Annotated in this window: 18 protein-coding genes; 14 read left to right on the forward strand and 4 right to left on the reverse strand. The window is 45.5% G+C overall.

Going from position 1 to position 20,687, the window contains the following annotated elements; translation table 11 throughout:
* Positions 1 to 192: 192 nt before the first annotated feature.
* From yycF to AB4Z30_RS23030, 5 genes are all read left to right on the forward strand, one after another.
* Positions 193 to 915 carry a response regulator YycF gene (gene yycF, locus AB4Z30_RS23010; RefSeq protein ID WP_441929781.1) on the forward strand — a complete coding sequence of 241 codons (723 nt, stop codon included), beginning with the start codon at positions 193 to 195 and terminating at the stop codon, positions 913 to 915.
* Positions 915 to 2,765 (forward strand): cell wall metabolism sensor histidine kinase WalK, encoded by a 1,851-nt coding sequence (gene walK, locus AB4Z30_RS23015; RefSeq protein ID WP_441929782.1) that lies wholly within the window; start codon positions 915 to 917, stop codon positions 2,763 to 2,765. Before yycF ends, walK begins: the two co-directional genes overlap by 1 nt.
* Positions 2,749 to 4,029, forward strand: coding sequence for a YycH family regulatory protein (locus AB4Z30_RS23020; RefSeq protein ID WP_441929783.1), 1,281 nt, complete (start codon positions 2,749 to 2,751; stop codon positions 4,027 to 4,029). The genes walK and AB4Z30_RS23020 overlap by 17 nt, the downstream gene beginning before the upstream one ends.
* Positions 4,030 to 4,517: 488 nt before the next feature.
* Entirely contained in the window at positions 4,518 to 5,261 is a 744-nt protein-coding gene (gene yycI / locus AB4Z30_RS23025) for a two-component system regulatory protein YycI (RefSeq protein ID WP_441929821.1), read from the forward strand.
* Positions 5,262 to 5,267: 6 nt separating this feature from the next.
* On the forward strand, positions 5,268 to 6,074 hold the full coding sequence (locus AB4Z30_RS23030; protein ID WP_090923565.1) for an MBL fold metallo-hydrolase: 807 nt from the start codon (positions 5,268 to 5,270) through the stop codon (positions 6,072 to 6,074).
* On the opposite strand, the gene AB4Z30_RS23035 is transcribed toward AB4Z30_RS23030, so the two are convergent.
* Positions 6,043 to 6,255 (reverse strand): hypothetical protein, encoded by a 213-nt coding sequence (locus AB4Z30_RS23035; protein ID WP_090923564.1) that lies wholly within the window; start codon positions 6,253 to 6,255, stop codon positions 6,043 to 6,045. The two genes, AB4Z30_RS23030 and AB4Z30_RS23035, sit on opposite strands and share 32 nt — an antisense overlap.
* Positions 6,256 to 6,851: 596 nt before the next feature.
* Between AB4Z30_RS23035 and AB4Z30_RS23040 the strand changes: the two genes are divergently transcribed.
* The 9 genes from AB4Z30_RS23040 (at position 6,852) to AB4Z30_RS23080 (ending at position 15,392) form a co-directional block, all read left to right on the forward strand.
* Positions 6,852 to 8,129: a S1C family serine protease gene (locus AB4Z30_RS23040; RefSeq protein WP_441929784.1), complete on the forward strand. Its 1,278-nt coding sequence runs from the start codon at positions 6,852 to 6,854 to the stop codon at positions 8,127 to 8,129.
* Positions 8,130 to 8,493: 364 nt separating this feature from the next.
* Positions 8,494 to 9,015 (forward strand): hypothetical protein, encoded by a 522-nt coding sequence (locus tag AB4Z30_RS23045; RefSeq protein ID WP_441929785.1) that lies wholly within the window; start codon positions 8,494 to 8,496, stop codon positions 9,013 to 9,015.
* A 602-nt stretch (positions 9,016 to 9,617) separates the two neighbouring features.
* Complete coding sequence (locus AB4Z30_RS23050) at positions 9,618 to 9,785, forward strand: CxxH/CxxC protein (protein WP_090923561.1); 168 nt, start codon at positions 9,618 to 9,620, stop codon at positions 9,783 to 9,785.
* A 591-nt stretch (positions 9,786 to 10,376) separates the two neighbouring features.
* Complete coding sequence (locus tag AB4Z30_RS23055) at positions 10,377 to 10,694, forward strand: transposase (protein ID WP_441929786.1); 318 nt, start codon at positions 10,377 to 10,379, stop codon at positions 10,692 to 10,694.
* An 11-nt stretch (positions 10,695 to 10,705) separates the two neighbouring features.
* Positions 10,706 to 11,569 (forward strand): IS3 family transposase, encoded by an 864-nt coding sequence (locus tag AB4Z30_RS23060; protein ID WP_441929787.1) that lies wholly within the window; start codon positions 10,706 to 10,708, stop codon positions 11,567 to 11,569.
* A gap of 330 nt (positions 11,570 to 11,899) precedes the next feature.
* Positions 11,900 to 12,379 (forward strand): 23S rRNA (pseudouridine(1915)-N(3))-methyltransferase RlmH, encoded by a 480-nt coding sequence (gene rlmH, locus AB4Z30_RS23065; RefSeq protein WP_123067026.1) that lies wholly within the window; start codon positions 11,900 to 11,902, stop codon positions 12,377 to 12,379.
* A 217-nt stretch (positions 12,380 to 12,596) separates the two neighbouring features.
* Entirely contained in the window at positions 12,597 to 13,532 is a 936-nt protein-coding gene (locus AB4Z30_RS23070) for a hypothetical protein (RefSeq protein WP_441929788.1), read from the forward strand.
* Complete coding sequence (locus AB4Z30_RS23075) at positions 13,533 to 13,955, forward strand: hypothetical protein (protein ID WP_441929789.1); 423 nt, start codon at positions 13,533 to 13,535, stop codon at positions 13,953 to 13,955.
* A gap of 582 nt (positions 13,956 to 14,537) precedes the next feature.
* Positions 14,538 to 15,392 carry a hypothetical protein gene (locus AB4Z30_RS23080; RefSeq protein WP_441929790.1) on the forward strand — a complete coding sequence of 285 codons (855 nt, stop codon included), beginning with the start codon at positions 14,538 to 14,540 and terminating at the stop codon, positions 15,390 to 15,392.
* Positions 15,393 to 15,869: 477 nt separating this feature from the next.
* On the opposite strand, the gene AB4Z30_RS23085 is transcribed toward AB4Z30_RS23080, so the two are convergent.
* The 3 genes from AB4Z30_RS23085 to AB4Z30_RS23095 all read right to left on the reverse strand — a co-directional run bounded on the left by AB4Z30_RS23085 (position 15,870) and on the right by AB4Z30_RS23095 (position 20,527).
* The gene (locus tag AB4Z30_RS23085; protein ID WP_441929791.1) at positions 15,870 to 17,534 is read right to left on the reverse strand and encodes a recombinase family protein; all 1,665 of its coding nucleotides are present in this window, start codon (positions 17,532 to 17,534) and stop codon (positions 15,870 to 15,872) included.
* Entirely contained in the window at positions 17,531 to 19,093 is a 1,563-nt protein-coding gene (locus AB4Z30_RS23090; RefSeq protein WP_441929792.1) for a recombinase family protein, read from the reverse strand. Before AB4Z30_RS23090 ends, AB4Z30_RS23085 begins: the two co-directional genes overlap by 4 nt.
* Before the next feature lie 939 nt (positions 19,094 to 20,032).
* Complete coding sequence (locus AB4Z30_RS23095) at positions 20,033 to 20,527, reverse strand: JAB domain-containing protein (protein ID WP_441929793.1); 495 nt, start codon at positions 20,525 to 20,527, stop codon at positions 20,033 to 20,035.
* Positions 20,528 to 20,687 lie beyond the last annotated feature (160 nt).

Consider the following 20,687-nt stretch of genomic DNA (forward strand, 5'->3'; position numbering starts at 1 on the left):
AAATATTTTTACAGGAAACGTCTTCCAAGAGGGGTATCGGGATGTGACGGTAGCTCAGGTATGTTAAACTAGAGAGTATAAATCGTTGATTATATTTAATGCACAACACGATATGGACTATAAGCAATAAAAATAGATTAGAGAGACAACGCCAGTGGCGGATTAAGCAGGATATAGGGGTGAATTCAGCCGATGCAGGGAAAGATTTTGGTGGTGGACGACGAGCAGCCCATCGCAGACATTTTGAAGTTTAATTTGGAAAAAGAGGGATACGAGGTCATCTGTGCGTTTGATGGTATTCGTGCGGTCGAACTGGCGTTATCCGAGAAACCGGATCTGATGCTTCTGGATCTGATGCTTCCGGGCAAGGACGGGATGGATGTGTGCCGCGAGGTGCGTGCTCATCTGGAGATCCCGATTATTATGCTGACAGCCAAAGACGGGGAGATCGACAAAGTGCTCGGTCTGGAACTAGGTGCAGATGATTATGTGACCAAACCTTTTAGCACACGGGAGTTGCTCGCACGGGTTAAGGCTCAGATGCGCAGACAACAGAAACCTGCAGCGATTGTAGAAGCGCCGGAGGAAGAAGGGAGGCAGATATTGCGGCTCTTTGATCTGGCTTTTGATATGGACATGTATACGGCGTACAAGGGCGGGGAACCGCTTGATCTGACACATCGGGAGTATGAACTGCTCTATTATATGGCCAAGCATTCAGGCAAGGTCATGACGCGAGAGCATCTGCTACAAGCCGTATGGGGATACGAATATTTTGGCGACGTGCGTACAGTAGATGTGACGATCCGCAGGCTACGGGAGAAGATTGAAGAAAATCCGAGCAAGCCGGAAACGATTCTGACTCGCCGGGGGCTTGGTTATCTCGTGCGCAGTGCCAAAAGCGTGGGGATATAATGGGTCGTTTCTCGCAATTTTCGTTCTTTCGAACGATTCAGGCGAAGTTAATTATTATTTATGTACTGCTGATCCTGATTGCGATGCAATTGATCGGCGTTTATTTCGTAAGTGCGATGAAGAACTCGCTCACCAGTAACTTTACGGAGGATTTGCAAGCACGAGCAGAAATGCTGTCAGTGTTGGTGGGTCAGACGATGGCTGGTGGAGAGGCAGAAGCTGGTGAGGACAAAACAGAGAGTCTGCGTGTACTGGTTAACAATCTGTTTAACATCAACGGTGCCGAGATTCAGGTGCTGGATGCCAGCGGCAAGGTGCTTACTACCTCGCTAAGTTCACATTCCGATTATATCGGGCGAAAAAATACCCAAACTGTTGTCAGCCGTGCGTTGCAAGGTATTCGGGATAATGAGGAATATATCGTAGACGAGGATAATGTTCGTAAAAAAGTCGTAGCTAAACCGGTATTATCCGGCAGCAAAATTATTGGTGCGGTCTACATCGCCGCATCGATGAACGAGCTGTACGCAACGATGGAGGGCATTAACAAGATTTTTATCTCGGGTATTCTGATTGCCCTCGTGTTAACCGCGGTGCTTGGTGTTATTCTGTCTCATACGATTACTCAACCAATTAAGGAAGTGACAAGGCGGGCAACCGCGGTTGCGGAAGGAAACTTTGACCAGCAGACGCCGGTATTTGGGACAGATGAGATCGGACAACTCAGCCGGGCATTTAACTATATGACTAGCAGGCTGCGGGATGCCCTCTCTCAGAACGAGGAGGAGAAGGAGAAGCTGACATCCATCCTGACCAATATGAGTGATGGTGTTGTTGCAACGGATGAGTACGGCAAAGTCATTCTGGTCAACCGCCGTGCCAGCAGCATTCTCGGCATGCGTCCATCCGATATTGAAGGCAGACATTTAGCCGTCCTGTTGGGTATTGATCCGGAAGATGCGGAAGCGCTGGCGAGCGGTTTTACCGGCTCAACGCTTCTCCAGATTGCTCCGGCAGGCCAGGAGGAGCCCGTCGTCATTCGCATGACGTTCACACCGGTTCATCGGCGTGAGCTGGGGATCACCGGCACGATTGCGGTGCTTCAGGATGTAACGGAGCAGGAGGAGCTTGAGGCCTCGCGGCGTGAATTCGTGGCGAATGTATCACATGAGCTGCGTACACCGCTCACCACAATTAAAAGTTACGCGGAGGCACTGGATGATGGGGCATTGGAAGACCCGCAACTTGCGGAACGTTTTGTGGGTGTTATTCAGAATGAGACGGAGCGCATGATCCGTTTGGTAACGGATTTGTTGCACCTGTCCAGGCTGGATTCCAAGGAAGCTTTGTTGCGCAAGCAGCCTATCGATATTTTGGAGATGCTGGAGGAAGTGACGGATCGCTTCTCCTTCCAGATGCATCAGAAGGATATTCAGTCTGTCCTGTCTGTGGAGAATGATATTCCAGCAGTGCCAATGGATCGGGATCAGATTGATCAGGTTCTGGACAATGTGGTGTCCAATGCATTGAAATATACGCTGGAGGGCGGCACCATCACGATTGCAGCTCGGCGTAGCGATGAACATACGCTAGCGATCTCGGTATCCGACACAGGTATGGGTATTCCACAGCGAGATCTGGATCGGATATTTGAACGCTTTTATCGCGTTGACAAAGCACGCTCCCGTAGCATGGGGGGCACAGGGCTCGGGTTGTCCATTGCCCGGGAAATTGTAAAAGCACATGATGGTAGCATCTCGCTGGAGTCTGAGGTAGATGTTGGCACAACGGTAACTTTTACATTGCCGATGCGTGATAAAGGGGGTGAGCACCTTGAAGGAACGGATTAAATCTCTGGTGCTTGCTTCGCTGGTTGCAGCCAGCCTGATTCAAAGTTACTTTCTGATCTATCGTTTGCCTGGAGGCGGTGACTCTGTTGTGACCTCCGAGACAAACTACGTGAAGACCGAGAATATGGGTCAGGAGCGTAATATTGAGGAGTTAATCTTTCCGGATCAGATGATTATTCATCTGGGCCAAGACAAACATACCGTGTTTTATCCAGGAAACACATTCTATCAGTTGATCTATTCCAGGTTAAAAGGCCGGACGTTCGAAGATTTCCAGCGGCGTAGTGTGCAGTCGGTGAACTGGGATCAGATTCGCAAGGAAAGTCCCGGCTTTGAGTTATCGTTTAAGGAAGGCATGCCGGTGACTTTGTTACAGCGCGTAATGCGTCTGGGCACGGATTCTCTTTTTCAGGGAGAGACTATCAACCGCATTGCTATATACACAACCCCGAATGAGACGAAGGCTCAAGCACTGTTTTTCAGTGCAAAGGGAGATGTCGTCTATGAGGCCACACAGGCGGATTTAACAGTACAGGATGTGAAGCAGCATGTCGACTTTGGGACGAGCTGGACACCGTACACGCTGATGTCAGGTGGATATTATATTCCCGCGCAGGCCCTGGATGCGATTGAGGCAAGTGTGCCGACAGGACAGTTCACCGTGGAGCAGATGCAGCGCAGTCTATTCACAGATCCAAGCATGACCCGGAACATCCGGGAAAAGGATGGATCAGAGATCTATACCGACAGCAAACGTAGTCTGCAGGTGAAACAGGAGCAGCGATGGATTAGCTATACAGACCCGGCAGCACCACCTGCGGGACAGAGTGATTCGTCCAAGGATGCGCTGTCAGCAGTTGATTTTGTCAATCAGCATGGCGGCTGGAAAGGGCGATCACGCATGATGCTGAGATCGGCTGACAACAAAACGCAGTTGCAGTTCCAGCAATATTACGGCAGTTTTCCAATTATGGACTTGATGCAGTTCCGCTTTGGCACCATCAACATGGAGATGCAACAAGAGACTGTGTCGAGCTATGAGCGATCCTTGGAATATTTGAACGAAGGTACGGAAGCCAAAAAGTCGATCAAACTGCCTGGTGGGGATAAGCTGAAAAATCTGATTCGCAAAGTAGCGGGCGAAAACCGCAAAGTTGTGGACGTGTACCCGGCGTATCGTCCATCGGCGATAGAAGATGGGCTGAAGCTGATTCCGGTCTGGGTGATCCGTTTTGGCAACGGTGAGGAAACGACGGTGTCTTAGCAGTACACAAGAAGGATGTTATCCTTTTATAAACGGGAAAATTAGAAGCTGGAATTAAATCGAAAGCATATATGCGCGGCTGAAATCCTAACGATCACCATTGACGTTATAGGCTAGAATTGCGAGGCTTTGAAAATCTAACGATCACCACAGACGCTATTTCAGTGAAATGGGGCTAATTATGGCTGAAAAGTCTGAATTTACACGAAATAAGGTTTCTGGTGATCGTTAGAATTAAAATGAGCCTGAAATGAGGCAAATAAGGTTCCTGGTGATCGTTAGCCTGAAAGTGCCATGGGCTTAGAGGTAAACAAAGCCAAACACAAACTCAAAACGAGCCAAAACAAACTTTCAGTAACCAAACTTTAAGTAACTGAACAAGAAGGCGAAACGTGTGGCTGGCCACAGGTTATTAGGATACGAGGCTGCGTCGGCAACGTGGAAGCAAGGTTATACTAGACGATCAGGTAAATAAGGAGGTGAATGGTCTGGATTGGGGACGGGCGAAAAATGTATTAATTTATGCATTTCTGCTGCTGAATCTGGTGCTGGGATATCAGATCTGGATGGATGCGCGAGAGACAGCTGGAGCCAATCTGGACTTCACCTCGCTCGCGGATAATACACAGCAGGCAATGGAAGAGAAGGGCATTCAAGTGCTGGCACCGATCCCAAATGAGACGCCGAAGCTGCCGAAGTTGTCCTATGAGTTCACCGAAGAGGACAAGTCGGGTATTGAAGTAGAGCTGGAGGAGCCGGTGGACAGCAAGCTGATCTTCTCGCCAAGCGAGCTGACGGACGCGTTGCAGGCGGAGATTCCGCAAATCAGCTCGTACCGGCTGGACCAGCTGATGGCGGAGGATGGGGCTTTTGTGCTCCACCCGCTGGTGGACGGGAAGTGGCCGCTCTTTAACGTGAGTCTGGAGCTGTTCTACAGCGATCAGAAAATCACGGGATATCATCAGACTCCCGTGCGGATTACAACCGCCGAGGAGAGCGATCAGCAGGTACTTCCGGCGTCAAAGGCGCTGGGAACGCTGATCGAAAACTTTTTGCCAAACGATGCAATTGTGAAAGATATTCAGCTGGGCTACTACGGCCAGTTGTTCAATTCAGATATACAGGTAGCGATGCCGGCATGGCGGTTCGTTCTGGAAAGTGGCGAAGTGTTGTACGTGCAGGGCATCAGTGGGGACGTATTCAGTCCCAAGTCAGATAAACCAGGGGAGTAATGCGTTATGGGGATATATTTTACGGTGTTATCCAGTGGTTCGACAGGTAATGCCACAGTCATTCAGCATGGGGGCACTTCACTCATGATTGATGCGGGTCTTAGCGCGAAGCGGCTGGAGGCATTGTTTCTCGAACGGGAGATTTCGGGAACGGAACTGGATGGCATTCTGGTGACACATGAACATTCGGATCATATTAAAGGACTAGGCGCGATGTCTCGGAAATATAATTTACCGATCTATGCAAATACGAATACGTGGGCGGCTTTGGAGAAGTCAGTCGGAGCGATCCCGGAGGAGAACCGGCGGATTTTTGAAACGGGTGAGAAGCATGATTTTGGCTCGCTGCGCGTGGAGTCTTTCGGAATATCACATGATGCGGCTGAACCGGTTGGTTACACGTTCGATGATGGCAGTGAGAAGCTGTCCGTCGCGACAGACCTCGGATATATGAGCGACAAGGTTCGCGATGCGATCTCGGACTCGGATGTGCTCGTGCTGGAGGCGAATCATGATGTCGAATTGCTGCGTATGGGGCGGTATCCGTGGAACACCAAGCGCCGGATTTTGAGTGACATCGGGCATTTGTCGAACGAAGCCGCAGGTGCGGCGCTTAGTGAACTGATGAACGGACGCATCAAGCGTACGTATCTGGCACATCTCAGCCGGGATCATAATATGATGGATTTGGCTAAAATGTCGGTGCGCGATGCCATGGAAAGCCGTGGCTGTTTTTATCGGGATCATGAGTTCAAGCTCTGTGATACGTATTATGATCGTCCTACACCATGGGATAGGGTGGGTGAGCCATAAAGCTGTCCAGTTCGGCGGCTTTGCGCTCCACTTCCTCGCGTGTGAGGATGCCTTTATCAATAAGCAGTTCAATGATGGTGCTAAGTGCTAGTGTATTACGGTAATGCTCTTCTTTGAGATCGGCCAGCTTGGCCGCCATATGCACTTCGTCCATTGCTGTGAGTGTTCGTGTGCGTTCCATTGTGGAATCCTCCTTCATTCTATGAAGCTTTGAATTGTTCTTTTACTATTATTGTAGTCAGGCTGGGTGGAAATCATTCCTCTTTTTGCCTCTAACATTCTCCTGGCAGGATGTGTATGCTGAAACTGTAGCTATTCTGTCTGGAACTTGGACTGAAAATGGACTGAAAAAGTTTTATGAATTCGAGAGAACAGCGCTTAGCGCATCCCATTTTGTGGTGATAGATAGTATGAACCTTTATTGTTAAGTGAGTTATCGCGAAAATTTACGTTTATTTACGTAATTATGCAACTTTTTTGGATATAAAGTGTTTAGTATATAAGGAGTAATATGATTTTGGCTGTTTTTGCGTATGAAATGGAATCTCAAATCTCGCAGTAGGCGAGAATATGATTGATAGAACACACGGGATGGAGTGCCATTCTGTTGTATATAAACCTCTGTTCCCGATTTGGTTTGGGAGGCGGCGGTGTGCAAGGCCAGTTTGTGAACATGCAAAAAAGCATGGGGAACGCGAAGTACCATCGGTCTTCCATGTTATAACTTGGGCGGCAGTCAGGGTCTTGATGCGTGACAACGAAGGGGAGAGGATCACGATGGGATTGTTTGGAGACGATTTTTATTCAACCAAGGTATCAAGACGCGCCGAACCTGAACAGAAAGGCAAACTACAGATCATCCGCCCGGGAGGCGGAAGACGCGCACGTGATCGCTGGAGCAATCCGCGTAAATCACGCTCGGAATTCAGTTCTACCGTTAAGGTAGCTGTGATCAGTTCGGTAATCAGTTCCCTCGTGACGGTTACACTGTTCAGCTTCATCAGCCAGCCTGCAACGCAGTTGCCTCTGGCGAATGCAGCAGGTCAGGGTGGTGGAACTGCACAGACAGCACAGGTGGCTGATCCGTACGACCGCATCATCAATGCGGCGGCAGAAGTACGTCCTTCGGTTGTCAGCATCGTGAATCATAAAACAGGCAGCAGCCTGTCGATGGAGGATTCCGCGCTGGGTTCCGGGGTTATTTTCAAAAAAGAAGATGGCAAAGCCTACATTATGACCAATCACCACGTCGTGGAAGGTGCCAGTGATCTGGAGATCGTGACGGTGGACGGGGAAACGCATAAAGCCAAACTGGTTGGTAAAGATCGGGTGAGCGATATTGCGGTACTGTCGACCGATGATAAAGGCCTCGGAGCTGCGGCAGAAATCGGTGATTCCAGCAAGTTACAACGCGGCCAAACCGTCCTGGCAATCGGTAACCCACTGGGACTGGGCGGTACACTGACATCGGGGATCGTTAGTTACACGGATCGGATTTTACCTGTATCCATTAATCAGGATGGGGTATACGACTGGGAGCAAAACGTAATTCAGACGGATGCGGCGATTAACGAAGGCAACAGCGGTGGAGCACTGGTTGACCTGAACGGCAAAGTCGTAGGCATTAATACGATGAAAATTTCGGATACGGGCGTTGAGGGTCTTGGCTTCGCCATTCCGATGAACGAAGTAATGAAAACGGTGGACTCCCTTCTGCTGAACGGCAAAGTTTCCCGTCCTTATCTGGGCGTGTACACTGTTGATTTGAGCAATCCGTACGCTCCACTCGACGATGATCAGCGGAAAGACCTTAAGCTGCCATCTCACATCGATAGCGGTGTGGTCGTGCTGGAGGCTTCCGGCCCGGCATCCGAGGCAGGCATGAAGCTGAACGATGTGATTACGGAATTCGATGGGCAAAAAATTACATCCACGCTGGACCTGCGGAAATTCCTGTACGATAAGAAAAAGATCGGCGATACGCTAGAGATTTCGTTCTATCGGGATGGTAAAGCGGAGAAGATCTCTGTGAAGCTTACGGATAAGCCGGAGTAAAGGCTTGTGAAGTTTGTATGGCTGCGACAGTGGGATAAGAAGTGCAGGTTGTTTTCGCTGCAATGATCATATGTTATAGAACATGGTCATACTGATAAGATGATCATGAGACAAGATGAGAGTAGAGAGAGTGATCAGAATATCTGACCACTCTTTTTATGTTCATGGGGCATGAGGTATGAGGTAGAACCTGAGGGTAGGACAGGATGCAATTAGAAAGAAAGACTTGGAGCGAAAGGCGCAGATACATTTGTTTGCCTGTATGGTAAACTGTTCTTAATGTGTTTACATAGATCGTTGTTGCAAATAACAGCTGGATAACGTGTGATCTGGCTGGCTAATCTGAAAATGGAGGGATTCGGAGATGAATCTATTGAAGAAAAAGGTACTTGGCGGAACAGGATTGGCATTATCGATGCTGTTGCTATCGGCTTGTGGATCAGAGAGCACACCTGTTGCATCTGTAGATACGAGCGCATTGCAGGAGAAGATTGCTGGGCTGGAGAAAAAGCTGACTGAACAAGGAATCAAAAGCGATGAGCAAGCGCAGAAAATTGCTGCACTCGAGAAAAAGCTGAATGAATTTGATACAGCTGGCGTTGTTGGACAAGGTACAGGTGGCAAGGCACCAACAGCTGTAGGAAATAACGGTTCTGCTGGAAAAGGGGACGGTGTGCTGATTACGTTTGCCCAGTATGAGAAGCTGGAGGTCGGCATGAGCTTAGAAGATGTCATTGACATTCTTGGCGGCGAAGGTGAAGCGCTGAGTGAAGCGGAGAACATGGTTGTGTACAACTATAAAGGTACAGCTGGCAACGGCGGCAACGCAGTAATTGCTTTCCAAGGCGGTAAATTACTTACGAAGGCTCAGTCGGGATTGGAGTAGGCTGGGAGCTGAGGGGTAGGGATACCGTAAGGTAAAGATAAGAGTAAGGACAAGATCAGAGATAGAGTAAAGGCAACGACAAGGGCAAAGCAAGGGTAAGAGCAAAAGCGTGAATGTACGCTTGAAGTTAAAAATAAAGTTGAAGCATTCCAGCAAGGATACCTGTGGGTGGGTATCGTTGAGGGGGTGCTTTTTTATATGCGGTGGTTTGCCTTGGTAAGGTGGGCGAGCAGGATTTGATTAAAGGCTAAGCTCGAAGGCAACGGGAGAACGTGGGTGAAATAGAGCAAGAATAGCAGGGGATTGGATAAGTCGGAGTAGCATTCTTAAGTGTGTGCATGTACATGTGCATTGCTATCTAGGATTTGTAGGTTAAATTTTGGGTTTTTGTGTTTGGTAAGACAGGAAAGGGAAAGATATATCTGCCTATGCTAAGAGGAAAGGCCATTTCAGTGAAAGAGAGGCATGTTTTTGCACGGATCTGCGAGGTGGGGGTTTCTTTTCCGCGGCAGGTGTGATAGAACTGAGAAGTGGCTATCCTGTAATGGGATAAGCGGTTGTGAATCGGGAACATAGCTGGTGACAGAAAGGATGCTTAACGGATGTACGTTGTATGCAAAGAACACGTGGACATTGCCATCGACATGTTTGTGGATGAATATGAGGACGCTCCGGATATCGTGGATCTGAAGGAGACGGAATTTGCCGACTGGGACCCGCCTGCCAAATGCGCTGAGTGCGATCAGCACGCGGAATTCCTTGTCGTTTAGCGTACTGTAGAGCAAGCCGCCAGGTGTGCTATTGGTTGTTGCTATGTGATTATGTCGTTGTGCATGGCGGAGTAGCGGTAGTGCTTCTGGCGTTAGACTTGGTTCGATCCGGTATGAACATCAAGCAAGGTGTAGAGAGAGCGTGTTGAGCGCTCTTTTTGCATTTGTGGGGAGTGAGCGGCTGTGGCGAGGAGAGTATGGGGGCTGGCGAGCTAATGGGTAGGGGCGGCAAGAGGTAGAGCGAAGAGAATGAAAGTGACAAGAGGAGCTGAGGAGCGGCCAAGACAGAATGGGAAAGGGCTAGGACATTGGGCGTAACTCGGGCACTTGCGAATTGTAACGATCATGAGAAGCCTTATTTGGGGAAAATGAGCATGGTGAAATTCTAACGATCCGTAGAGAGCTTATTTTGATAAAATTGCTTCAAACAGGGTGAAAAATGCACAGTTTGGCGGAAATAGCGTCATCTGTGATCGTTAGATTTTAAAAGTGGGCGATTTGTGCGAAATAAGGTTTGTGGTGGAGCTAGAATAAAAAGTGGACACCCGTTAACGGACAGAAGGATAATAAGGCTAACGGAGGTGTGTCCATATGGGAGAACAACGGCAACGATACAATGAAGAATTCAAGAAACAAACGGTAAAATTTATTCAAGAACAGACCAAGACACTCGGAGACTTGGCAGAAGAACTCAACATTCCAAAAAGTACATTACACCAGTGGATGGGCAAGTATCGTGAACTTAAACATGAGCCCGTAGCTAGCGTAGATCGAGTGAAAGAGCTGGAAGCTGAGCTCCAAGAAATGCGCCGGTTACTTGAAGAGAAAGAACATACCCTTGCGGACACGCAAGAGGAACTGGCTATCGTAAAAAAAGCAGTGCACATCTTCAGCAAACCAAAGAACTAAGATTTCAGTTTGTGGAAAACCATCGCTCCCTGTTTTCTTTGGAGAAGATGTGCACCCTGTTACATGTGTCACGGAGCGGATATTACAAATGGCGGATGGATCGAACAAGCAAGCAACAGCACCGGAGAGCTGAGATCATGAAGCGTATTCGGTTTCATTTCTACGACCACCAGAAGCGGTGTGGAAGTCCGAAAATTACGTATGCGCTCCATCTGGAAGGATACAAAATCTCTTCCCGTACCGTCAGTATATACATGCGTCAAATGAATCTTCGTTCCGTGCACAGTCCACGGTATCGTGTCCAAACAACGAATTCTAACCATCATCATCCCATTGCACCCAATACGCTGAACCAGCAATTTCAAACGTCCAAACCGAACACCGCATGGGTCACCGATATCACCTACATTCCCTGCCGAGGAGGCCGGTTATATCTCGCCAGTGTTCTGGATTTGTGTACGCGTGAAATTGTAGGCTGGCGTCTGTACAACCATATGGAAACGAGCCTGGTGCTCGATGCATTGAATGATGCTTACCGGGCCAAACGCCCCGCTCCAGGACTGCTCCATCACTCGGATCGTGGCTCGCAGTACACGTCAAAAGAATACGTGGAGCAACTGAAATCGTATGGTATGGAACTCAGTATGAGCCGCCGAGGAAACTGTTACGATAACGCATGTATCGAGTCTTGGCACAGTATTTTGAAGAAGGAACTCATTTACTGTAACCCTCGTTTTAAGAATCCAGAAGAGGCTTATAACGCCATTTACCAGTACATTGAGTTCTATTACAACCGCAAGCGAATGCATGGTGCACTAGGTTATCTTTCCCCTGCTCGTTTTGCGAAGAAATTTACGGACAAATCCGTCGCGTAAGTGTCTACTTTCTTGACATAGGTCCATGGTGATCGTTAGAGTTTTGTGCGTAATAAGGGAGTGGCTTTGCTTGATGCTGGTAACTTTATGCGGCATTCTAAGAGCCTACCAGATATAAAGATGTAAAGGTGTATACTAACGATGAATGCAAAAGATGCTTAACCATTGTACATAACGTGCAAGGAAATGCGTAATATGCTGTGAGTGAAGTAAATTTGAGGTTTAGAGTAACTTTAGTGAAGTATATGAACGATGATGAATGGTACGATAGGAGCATTTGGATTATAGATCGATTGTGTGCGAGGACAATGATTCAGGAGGAATGATCATATGTTGATTCAAATTATTGGCGTAGGCAAATTGAAGGAAAAATATTTAACGCTGGGCATTCAGGAATATGCCAAGCGACTCGCCCCGTACATCAAGTTTCAGATGATCGAGGTCGCAGACGAGAAAGCGCCCGATACCCTGAGTGAAGCTGAGGTTCGGGCGGTAAAAGAGCGCGAGGGCGAACGCATCCTCGCGCATGTGAAGAGCGAGGCGCACGTCGTCGCGCTCGCACTGGATGGCCAGCTCTGGAGTTCCGAGGAGCTGGCTGTGGAGATCGACAAGCTCGGCACATATGGGACGAGCCATGTCGTGTTTGTCATCGGAGGGAGCCATGGGCTCTCCGATGAGGTGTTGCGCCGCGCGAAGCAGCGCTTGAGCTTCGGGCGCATGACCTTGCCGCATCAGCTTATGCGGCTGGTGCTGGTGGAGCAGATTTATCGCGCAGTGAAGATAAATCGGGGTGAACCGTACCACAAGTAGGGCGAAATTCTTTGTGTACGTGTGTAAGTGAAGCAAATTTTTTGTTCAATTTACTGGAATATAGTAGTATTATTACATTAGTTTTGAAAGGCACAATTCAAATTTTTAATGTTTTAAATAAGGGCTGAGGTCAGTTTTTCGAAGTTCTGCAGGGGTTTTCCGAATTAGGAATATTAAAACCATAGCTTTATAAGAGAAAATCAGGGGGAGTCTATCAGTGAGTTTTTTTAAAAATGTAGTCACCTTTGGAGCACACGGGCGTGTTGAACGTAAGATTACTGAGTTTGAGGATTTAAAGATCCAATATGAACAGCTTTATACTGAAATGGAGTCTAAACGAAGAGATGTGGATATAACATTAGAGAACGTTATTCAAGTCAAGGTTAAAGCTGTTAAGAGTTTAAAGAAAATTAGTAAGGTTTCTAAGAATTTAAAGGGAAAAGACCGAGATGTTGTATCTAGAAGTTATGGAAATCAATATGAGATGATTGACTTCAAAAGAATTGAAACAACTATAACCGCTGGGCAAATCGCAATGTCAGCTACTAAAGGTGTGTCAGCAGGTGTTGGGACTGCCTTGGGGACTTGGGCACTCGTCACAACATTTGGAGCAGCTTCAACCGGTACAGCGATTGCTAGTCTATCAGGAGCAGCAGCCACGAACGCTACTCTAGCTTGGTTTGGTGGTGGGGCAATTGCTGCTGGTGGCGGTGGCATGGCTGCTGGAACCGCTGTTATTGGAGGGATCGTTGCAATTCCTGCTCTTGCATTACTTGGCGTGTTTAGTCACCTTAATGCTAACAAGAAAATTAATGAGATTGAAAGAGAAATGTATAGAGTAATTGGTTATATTGATCAAATGGAAGGTAACATACTTCAAATGAAACTTATAGAAAAACGATCTAATGAACTCATTATTGCAATTGATAAGGCGCAATCTGTTTTCGAAAGTGAATTAAGAGAAACTCTTCGTCACTTAAATAGATTCTTTATCATTTCTAAACTTGTTCGTTGGTTCCGTAGGAATTTGTTTCGGGGAAGCTATTATTCAGAAAATGATCTAAAGCATATTTCTTATATAGGTGGTATTGCATCCGATTTTGCAGCTATGATTGATACACCTGTTTTTGACGAAGAACTAGGAGGAATCTAATTGTTTAAGAAGGTAATGAAGGATAAGCAAATTCAACAGGCTGTTGTTAAATTAGGAGAAACCGCAAAGATTATTCCTACTCCTGATGTATTGCACTTATTTAACTTATTGGGCGAGGCGTACAAAGAGAAACAATTTACAAGTTTAGAACTAGCTAAACTAGAGGCACAAAAAGAAGTTGCTCTCTTTGAAATCAAAAGTAAATATGAACTTTATCACCAAGTATTCGACTCGATTTTTGAAGAGCGTAAAGTTGCTATTAATAAATCATTTGAAATAATAGATCGTGGTCTTGAATTAGGAGATAAGGAGATGGTAAACATAGGTATGCAGGGACTTAGTAAAATTGTTTCCAGCAGTCCATTTGCTAATCTTCAACAACTTTCTAACGCATTGGAAGGCAGAAATGTAATTGAAATATAGACTCTTACTAGGCTACTCGAAGAGGAGTAGTCAAGAAACTAACCACCGGAGAACTAATGTCGTTTTTTGTTTGAATGATGTACATATGAGATCCTCCAGACCAGAGTTAGCTCAAATCGGTAGTAAGAGTCTAATGTCGTATATTAATTTTCTAGCACTCAGTAAAACAGAGTGCTAACAAGAAAAAGAGAGATTGTAGGAGCCCAGTGTCGTCTTTTGGAGAAATTTGGACGAAAAAAGGCTGAAATCGCCTAATAGCGACTTTAGCCTTTTTGACTTTAAGTATAGCAAATTATAAAATGATAATGGGACAGAAGTATTTCAATGTCCGTTCGGTAAGTCTCTCAATGTCCCCACATTGAGAGTTCATACTTAATACAATTACCCGTTTCCATTCACGATGAGTTTATACTAACAGATTTCAGTCATTCTAGGCAAGGATATCATGAAATGTTCATTTTATGTTCGCCTTTCGTTCGGAAGTAAGAAACGAGTTTTGTAAGATCGGCAAAAAGCTAGGGGGTACATAATCGATTTCTTCCTGTCCCAAAATATAGAAATCAGGAAGGAAGATTGCAGTATATGCCAATCTATGAAGCGAATTATAAAACCAAAGAAACCGAAGAAATGGTCACAGTTTTTAATATTGAGCAACACGAAAATTACAATGATGTCAAAAATAATTTGTACTGCACTTATCTAGGTTGCGAAGCCAGATTGTCATACGTTCCCAAAGGCAAGGTAAGAGCTCACTTCAAAACTTGGCAAAAAGAGGATCATATACAGGATTGTATTGATTACTTTGAAAGAGAAGCAACAGCCAATAAACAAAAATCCATGGCAACATCAACTATGGAATTAAGTGATAAGCATGTGAAAAGTGTACTCGATAATTTGAGGAAAAAGAGAAAAGAGGAAGCAGCAGGATCTGAGAAACCTGCATCTGGAAACAAGAAGAAGAAACCCAGGCGGACAGTTGATCCAGACTCAGGTTCGAACACCTCTGTTAATATTGTTCCCACTACTGGTCCAAATGCTGATCTAGCAAGTGGAGAGGATAATGTTAAGGAGCCTTCTGTCAGAACTAGATCACTTATCAATTTAACCGTTGATGATTTGAATTGGACTAGAAGTATAGAAGGTTACATTCAAAATGTTGAAGTGGGCGAGAAAAGAGCAGTTCTTCAACTGCAAGACGGTAATCATTTCTTTACAGTGTATTTTGAAGAATATTTCTTTGATAATGCCCCAGTTAACTTTGCTCGTTATTTCGAGGATTTGAAAGAGTTGGTCAGTGAACATAAAGGTTATTTGTTCTCTGGAGTTGGTCTAATTGAGCAACGAAATGAACAATTTTGTATGTTAGTCAATCGTGGGAATGACTTCCGCATCAATGATCATTACATTGCTTCCTTCCTTACTAATCCTTCAGCCTAATCAGTAAAGTGGTAAAACGGAGCCGTCCAGTACTTGGGTGGCTTTTGACTTGCCGTTATAGCTAGCGCGGAGAATCATACCACAAGTAGGGCGAGATTTAGGAGGTTATACGTTCGGGGGATATGAGAAGTGTCCTTCTAAAAATTGATAAATCTCGACTTGAATGAAACTAAGGTCTTCATCGTGCGTATAAATAAACAAAGACATTCTGTATTTAGGTTAGGGTCGGCGCTAATTGGTTCAAATCCAATCGGGTTCGTAAGCTACATTGTCCCTCTGGTCGTTCTTTCGTTGGTGAGATATTGGTTGGATGGCACTTCACTTTGCAAAGAGGATACCAAAGAGGAGGGGACGCCCATGAAGCGTAGTTTAAAGGATACAGGTAGAGGTCTAATCAAGGCTGTTGGAGAGACCGGATGGGCGTTAGCTACGAATTTAGTTGCATCGGGTGCTACGCTGACCTAAGTACAGAATCAATCAAATGATGATCCTTAATGTTTGTTTGATATGGGGGGCTTTTCCGGACAAAGGAAAAGCCCCTTCTGCTATTGGTTCAGCAGAAGGGGCTACGCTTAAAAAATGCTTCTCGGTTTGCTCGTTGAATGCAAGCTCAACGCTGCTGACTCGCTTCTTGTCGTCCAGCGTAATCTTCTTCACAATCAGGTGCATCAGGGTTTTGCGCTGTTGAAATGGGGAGTGACGTAGCAGGGCATCGAACTTCGTTATTAGGGAACGTACAAGCTCGTAGGATGCAGGATCAGCCTGATCATCTCGAAGCTCTAATTCCAGCTTTGACTTACGGGTTAGCTCGGTATCCAGCTCCTTGTTTAATATGCTCAGGCGTTCAGAAAACATATCGCGGTCAATATCGTCTATTTCATACAATTCAAGGTACTTGCGTTTCTTATCCTCCAGACTGGTGATACGTGCCTGTACTGCTGCTAACTCATCACGCAGCGGTTTGATCCGTCCAGATCGTCTTTCATTGACGCTACGGACAACTCTTTGTAGAATCTCTGGATTGACTACGGCTTGTCTGATGCGGTCAGTTACCGCTTGTTCGGCTTCTACCTTGCGTACGCTGTTGGCGTGGCATACGGCGCTGCCCTGGCTTCGAAACCGACCACAGGAATAGTACATCCTAGTGATCTTCTCCCCATCCTTCGACCGATTGACCGTGCGACTCGCGGTCATGGCAGCACTGCACTCAGGGCAACGAATCAGTCCAGTTAGCAGATACTCTCCTTCGAACCGCTTCTTGGGCAACGTGGCCTTCTTTTCCCGGAGTAGCTGAACTTTTTCCCACAATGCTTTATTAATAATCGGTGGATGATGACCGTCAACTAGAATAACCTCTGAGCTTTTGCCTTTACGCCGTTTCTCTGCCCAGTTCTCGTACTGATTGTAACGAATTTTACCTACAAACATGGGATTATCCAACAAGTCACGAATAGCGGTAGTTGAAAATGGATTTCCCTTTTGAGTTTTTCTACCTCGATGATTCAGATCGTTAGCAATTGTCTTGAGTCCATGCCCAGTAGCATATTGCTCAAAAATATAGCGGACAATAGAAGCCTCATCCTCTACAATGATGATTTCCGATTTAGTTTCTCGTGAATTTCCGTTACCTTCAACTACGGTATAGCCAAGTGGTACCTTGCCATTATGAAGCCCCATTTTTGCGCGCTGCCTATGACCCATTTTTACGTTGTCCACAATGGTGTTTCTCTCCAACTCGCCTACTGCGCCCATCATTTGAAGGGCAAAACGACCCATAGATGAGTTGGTATCAAAATTTTCAGAGAACGATCGGAATGTAATACTATTCTTCTCCAGCAAATCTACAATATGAAGCAGATCAATATTTTTACGAGCCATGCGGTTAAACTTCCATACAATAACTTCGTTGAATTTGGATTCTTCGGCATCCTTCAAAAGCCGTTGAAGCTCATAGCGTCCTTTGATGCTTTTCCCACTTACGCCGCGGTCTACGTACTCATCTACAACTTCATTACTATACAGCTCACAGTATTTTCTAAGAGTCTCAAGTTGTGCATCAATAGAGTATCCATGTTCAGCTTGTTCTTCTGTACTGACACGGGCATAGATAGCAACTTTTTTTGGTGATGATTTATGATTCATTGCCAGACTCTCTCCTTCTTTAAATTTGTTGGTATCTCTAAATGAAGTAAGGCTTCCGATCCTTGAATGACCATCCCAGAAATATCTCTGTTATTCGGAAGGGTGATCTTGGTGAGTATACTTTGAAACAGGGCTTTCTTTTGTGAGGGCGATGCTCGTTGTAGAACGGGTTTAAAATCAGCTAGTACATGGCGAATGTGAGTGAGCGGTATAGGTTGTTCAGGTTCAGAGGCTATCTTTTGTTCCAGATCCTCACGTTCCATCTCTAACACAGCTATTTGGGATTTAAGCCTTTCGAGCATATTTTTTAGCTCCTTGCTGTCAATGTGTCCATCCTCAAATAATTCGTAACAGCGCAAAATTCGCTTCTTTAAAGAAGTTATATTGGCTTCATGCTCTTTCAAGTGTTGCCTGGCAGGTAAAAGTTTTCTGTACCGTTGATCATTAAGCTTTAACACCAACCGTTCAGCAACAGTAGGGTTAGCAAGGAATTGTTGGACATGTATCTGTACCGCTCTCTCCGCTTGATCTGCTCGAATATGATGAGGCTTACAGGCAGAGTAGCCTTTAGAAACATATTGGCTACATATATAGTAATAAGAGGTGGATTGAGACGTGTTCTTCCGTTTCCTTGAGACATGGGATGCAGTCATACTACTCCCACAGGCTGGACATTTTAATAAACCTGTCAGTAGAAACGTATAGTCTATACGCTTTGAAATTGGGTGGGAGCGGAGAGTTAACTGTTGCTGTACCTTATCCCACAACTCGTTTGAAATAATTGGCTCATGTTCGCCATTCACGATTTTCTTATGTTCCTGCATAGAATTTTCAGTGTAGGTGATCTTTCCAATATAATTGACGTTCGTTAAAATGCTGCGTACAGACATGCTCTGGAACAGCTTACCTTTCTTCGTTCGGTGTCCATTTTTATTCAAGCGATTCGTTATCGCTTTGAGGCCGAGACCATTGGCATACCATGTGAAAATGGCACGTACCAACTCTGCTTCGTCAGGAATGATGTCAACGTAGGAGAGATGACGATTTACGGAATGGGTTACCCAACGATAGCCAAGTACCTGATTACCACTGTTCCATTTACCGAGTCGGTTACGACGTTGCATACCCAGCCGAAGATTTTCCTTGATTTGGATACGCTCATGTTCAGCAACGGAACCAAGCATATGGACTGCGAATTTACCCATTGGTGAATTGGTTTGGAGATTTTCAGTTAGGCTGTGTAACATAATGCCGTGTTGATCAAAGAGCTCAATAATGTGGAGTAAGTCTTTTAAGTTCCGTGAGATTCGATTTAACCGGAGACATATCACTTGCTGGAAGTGTCCTTTGCCGGCATCCCCCAACAGTTTTGTAAGAGCAGGTCTGCCTTCTATAGATTTGCCTGAACGTCCAGCATCAACATAAAGCTGGTAAACATCGAGCTTTCTAATTTTGCAGTACTCATACAGGGCTTCCTTCTGTGCTTCCAAACTGAAGCCTTCGACTTGTTTTTCCGTGGATACGCGAATGTACAAAGCACTAATCTGTTTTTGATTCATGTAAACCTCCTCTAAGCTGTGTCTGGTTGTATAATGAGAGCAAATTTTAGTTGTGAGATGCATAGAGAAATTTGTCTCAGTTCAATCTGAGCCATGATTCACTAGAAGTTTCATCCTTCAGGATGGCAAATAAGATGTGATCTTCACTCAAGATGAAGCGATCTACACACCCAAACTAATCTAAATTAGGCCAATTAAGTTTGTTATTACAGCTTAAATAATGATCTTCGGTACTGAACCCAAACATTTGCACTGTATCATCAACGGATTCATTCATTGGTGGGAGATGATCAGCGCATTTCAGTTCAGCAATGGTGCGGTTAAAAATTTTGTGAATATGATAGTACATCCCATATCGTTCAATTAGAGATAGGTTCTTCTTTAGGTTGAACGAAATTGTTTCTGGATCGGAAAGAACGATAAAGGTGTGCATCTTGCTTACTCCTTTTGTAGTGGATTAATGACCAGCGAAGTTTTACCTGAGCTGACTTTGTTCATATGAAGCCTGGCAAATATCGAATGCTCTGCTGGAGGTGGTGTGCGAATTCCTCCAGTAGGTTATTCAAATGGCTTTTACTGACGTGAATCTCTCTGAGCGATTTATATCAACTTAGCGTTAATAATTGCATAGTCTAAATCACAGCAATTGTAGACTTTATTGCGCACCTCAAAACGAAATTTTTGTGTATAGAACGTTGTTAAAAGAATTAAAGGTATGAAAGTCAATTTCCCACTATGTGTATCGTCCCCTATGCAGCGTTTGTATGCGATTCAGGGATTAACTTACTCTTTTCTGTATATGCGTCCTCAGTTTGAAGGTAGCAGTAGATCATATCTGCAAGAATATCAATGAATAAATCAAGATCGTTGTTTTCCGTGGAATGGTTCATTGAATAGATGCCTCCTATAGTAAATGTAAGTGAGTTGTTCTGAATGTAATTACATCAATGCCTTCTCCTTCATGCTAATGAAGTTTTCATTCCCCAAAATAATGTGATCCAACAGTTCAATGCCAAGCAAGCAGCCGCTTTCTCGCAACCGCTCCGTCAGTTCAATGTCCTGTGGACTGGGCTGGGGATCTCCAGAAGGATGATTGTGACAGGCAATGATGGCGGCAGCGTTAGCGAGGATTGCCAGTTTGAAAGTCTCCCTGGGGTGAACCAGGGAAGCGTTTAGTGTTCCGGTAGAAACTGTATGGATCGCGGTCGGCTCATTTTTGGCGTTTAGACAAAGAATGGAGAAAACCTCTCGGTCGTGCTCACCTAGAAACTGACGGAACAAGTCAGCGGCGTCCTGAGGCTTGCGGATTTTTCTACCAGGGTAAAGGATGGATGATGACTCCCTGACCATCCGTAAACCGACGACTTGGATGCGTTTAGCTGAGTGATTCCTTTGTCTGGAATTTTGATTATTTATTGCTTTGTATTCGTTCATCTATGAAACCTCCATGATAAAAATAGGTTGAATCATTATCATGGTTATATTAACTATTTATAAAATGAACAAAATCGATTTCTCCCCCGAAGGGTGGGGCGTACCGCCCCGGCTCAGATTGGCTGAAACCCTTCTGACACATGGATTTTGTTGTAAGCCC

It is taken from the genome of Paenibacillus sp. 2TAF8 (genome assembly GCF_052114825.1).
Taxonomy (GTDB): domain Bacteria; phylum Bacillota; class Bacilli; order Paenibacillales; family Paenibacillaceae; genus Paenibacillus.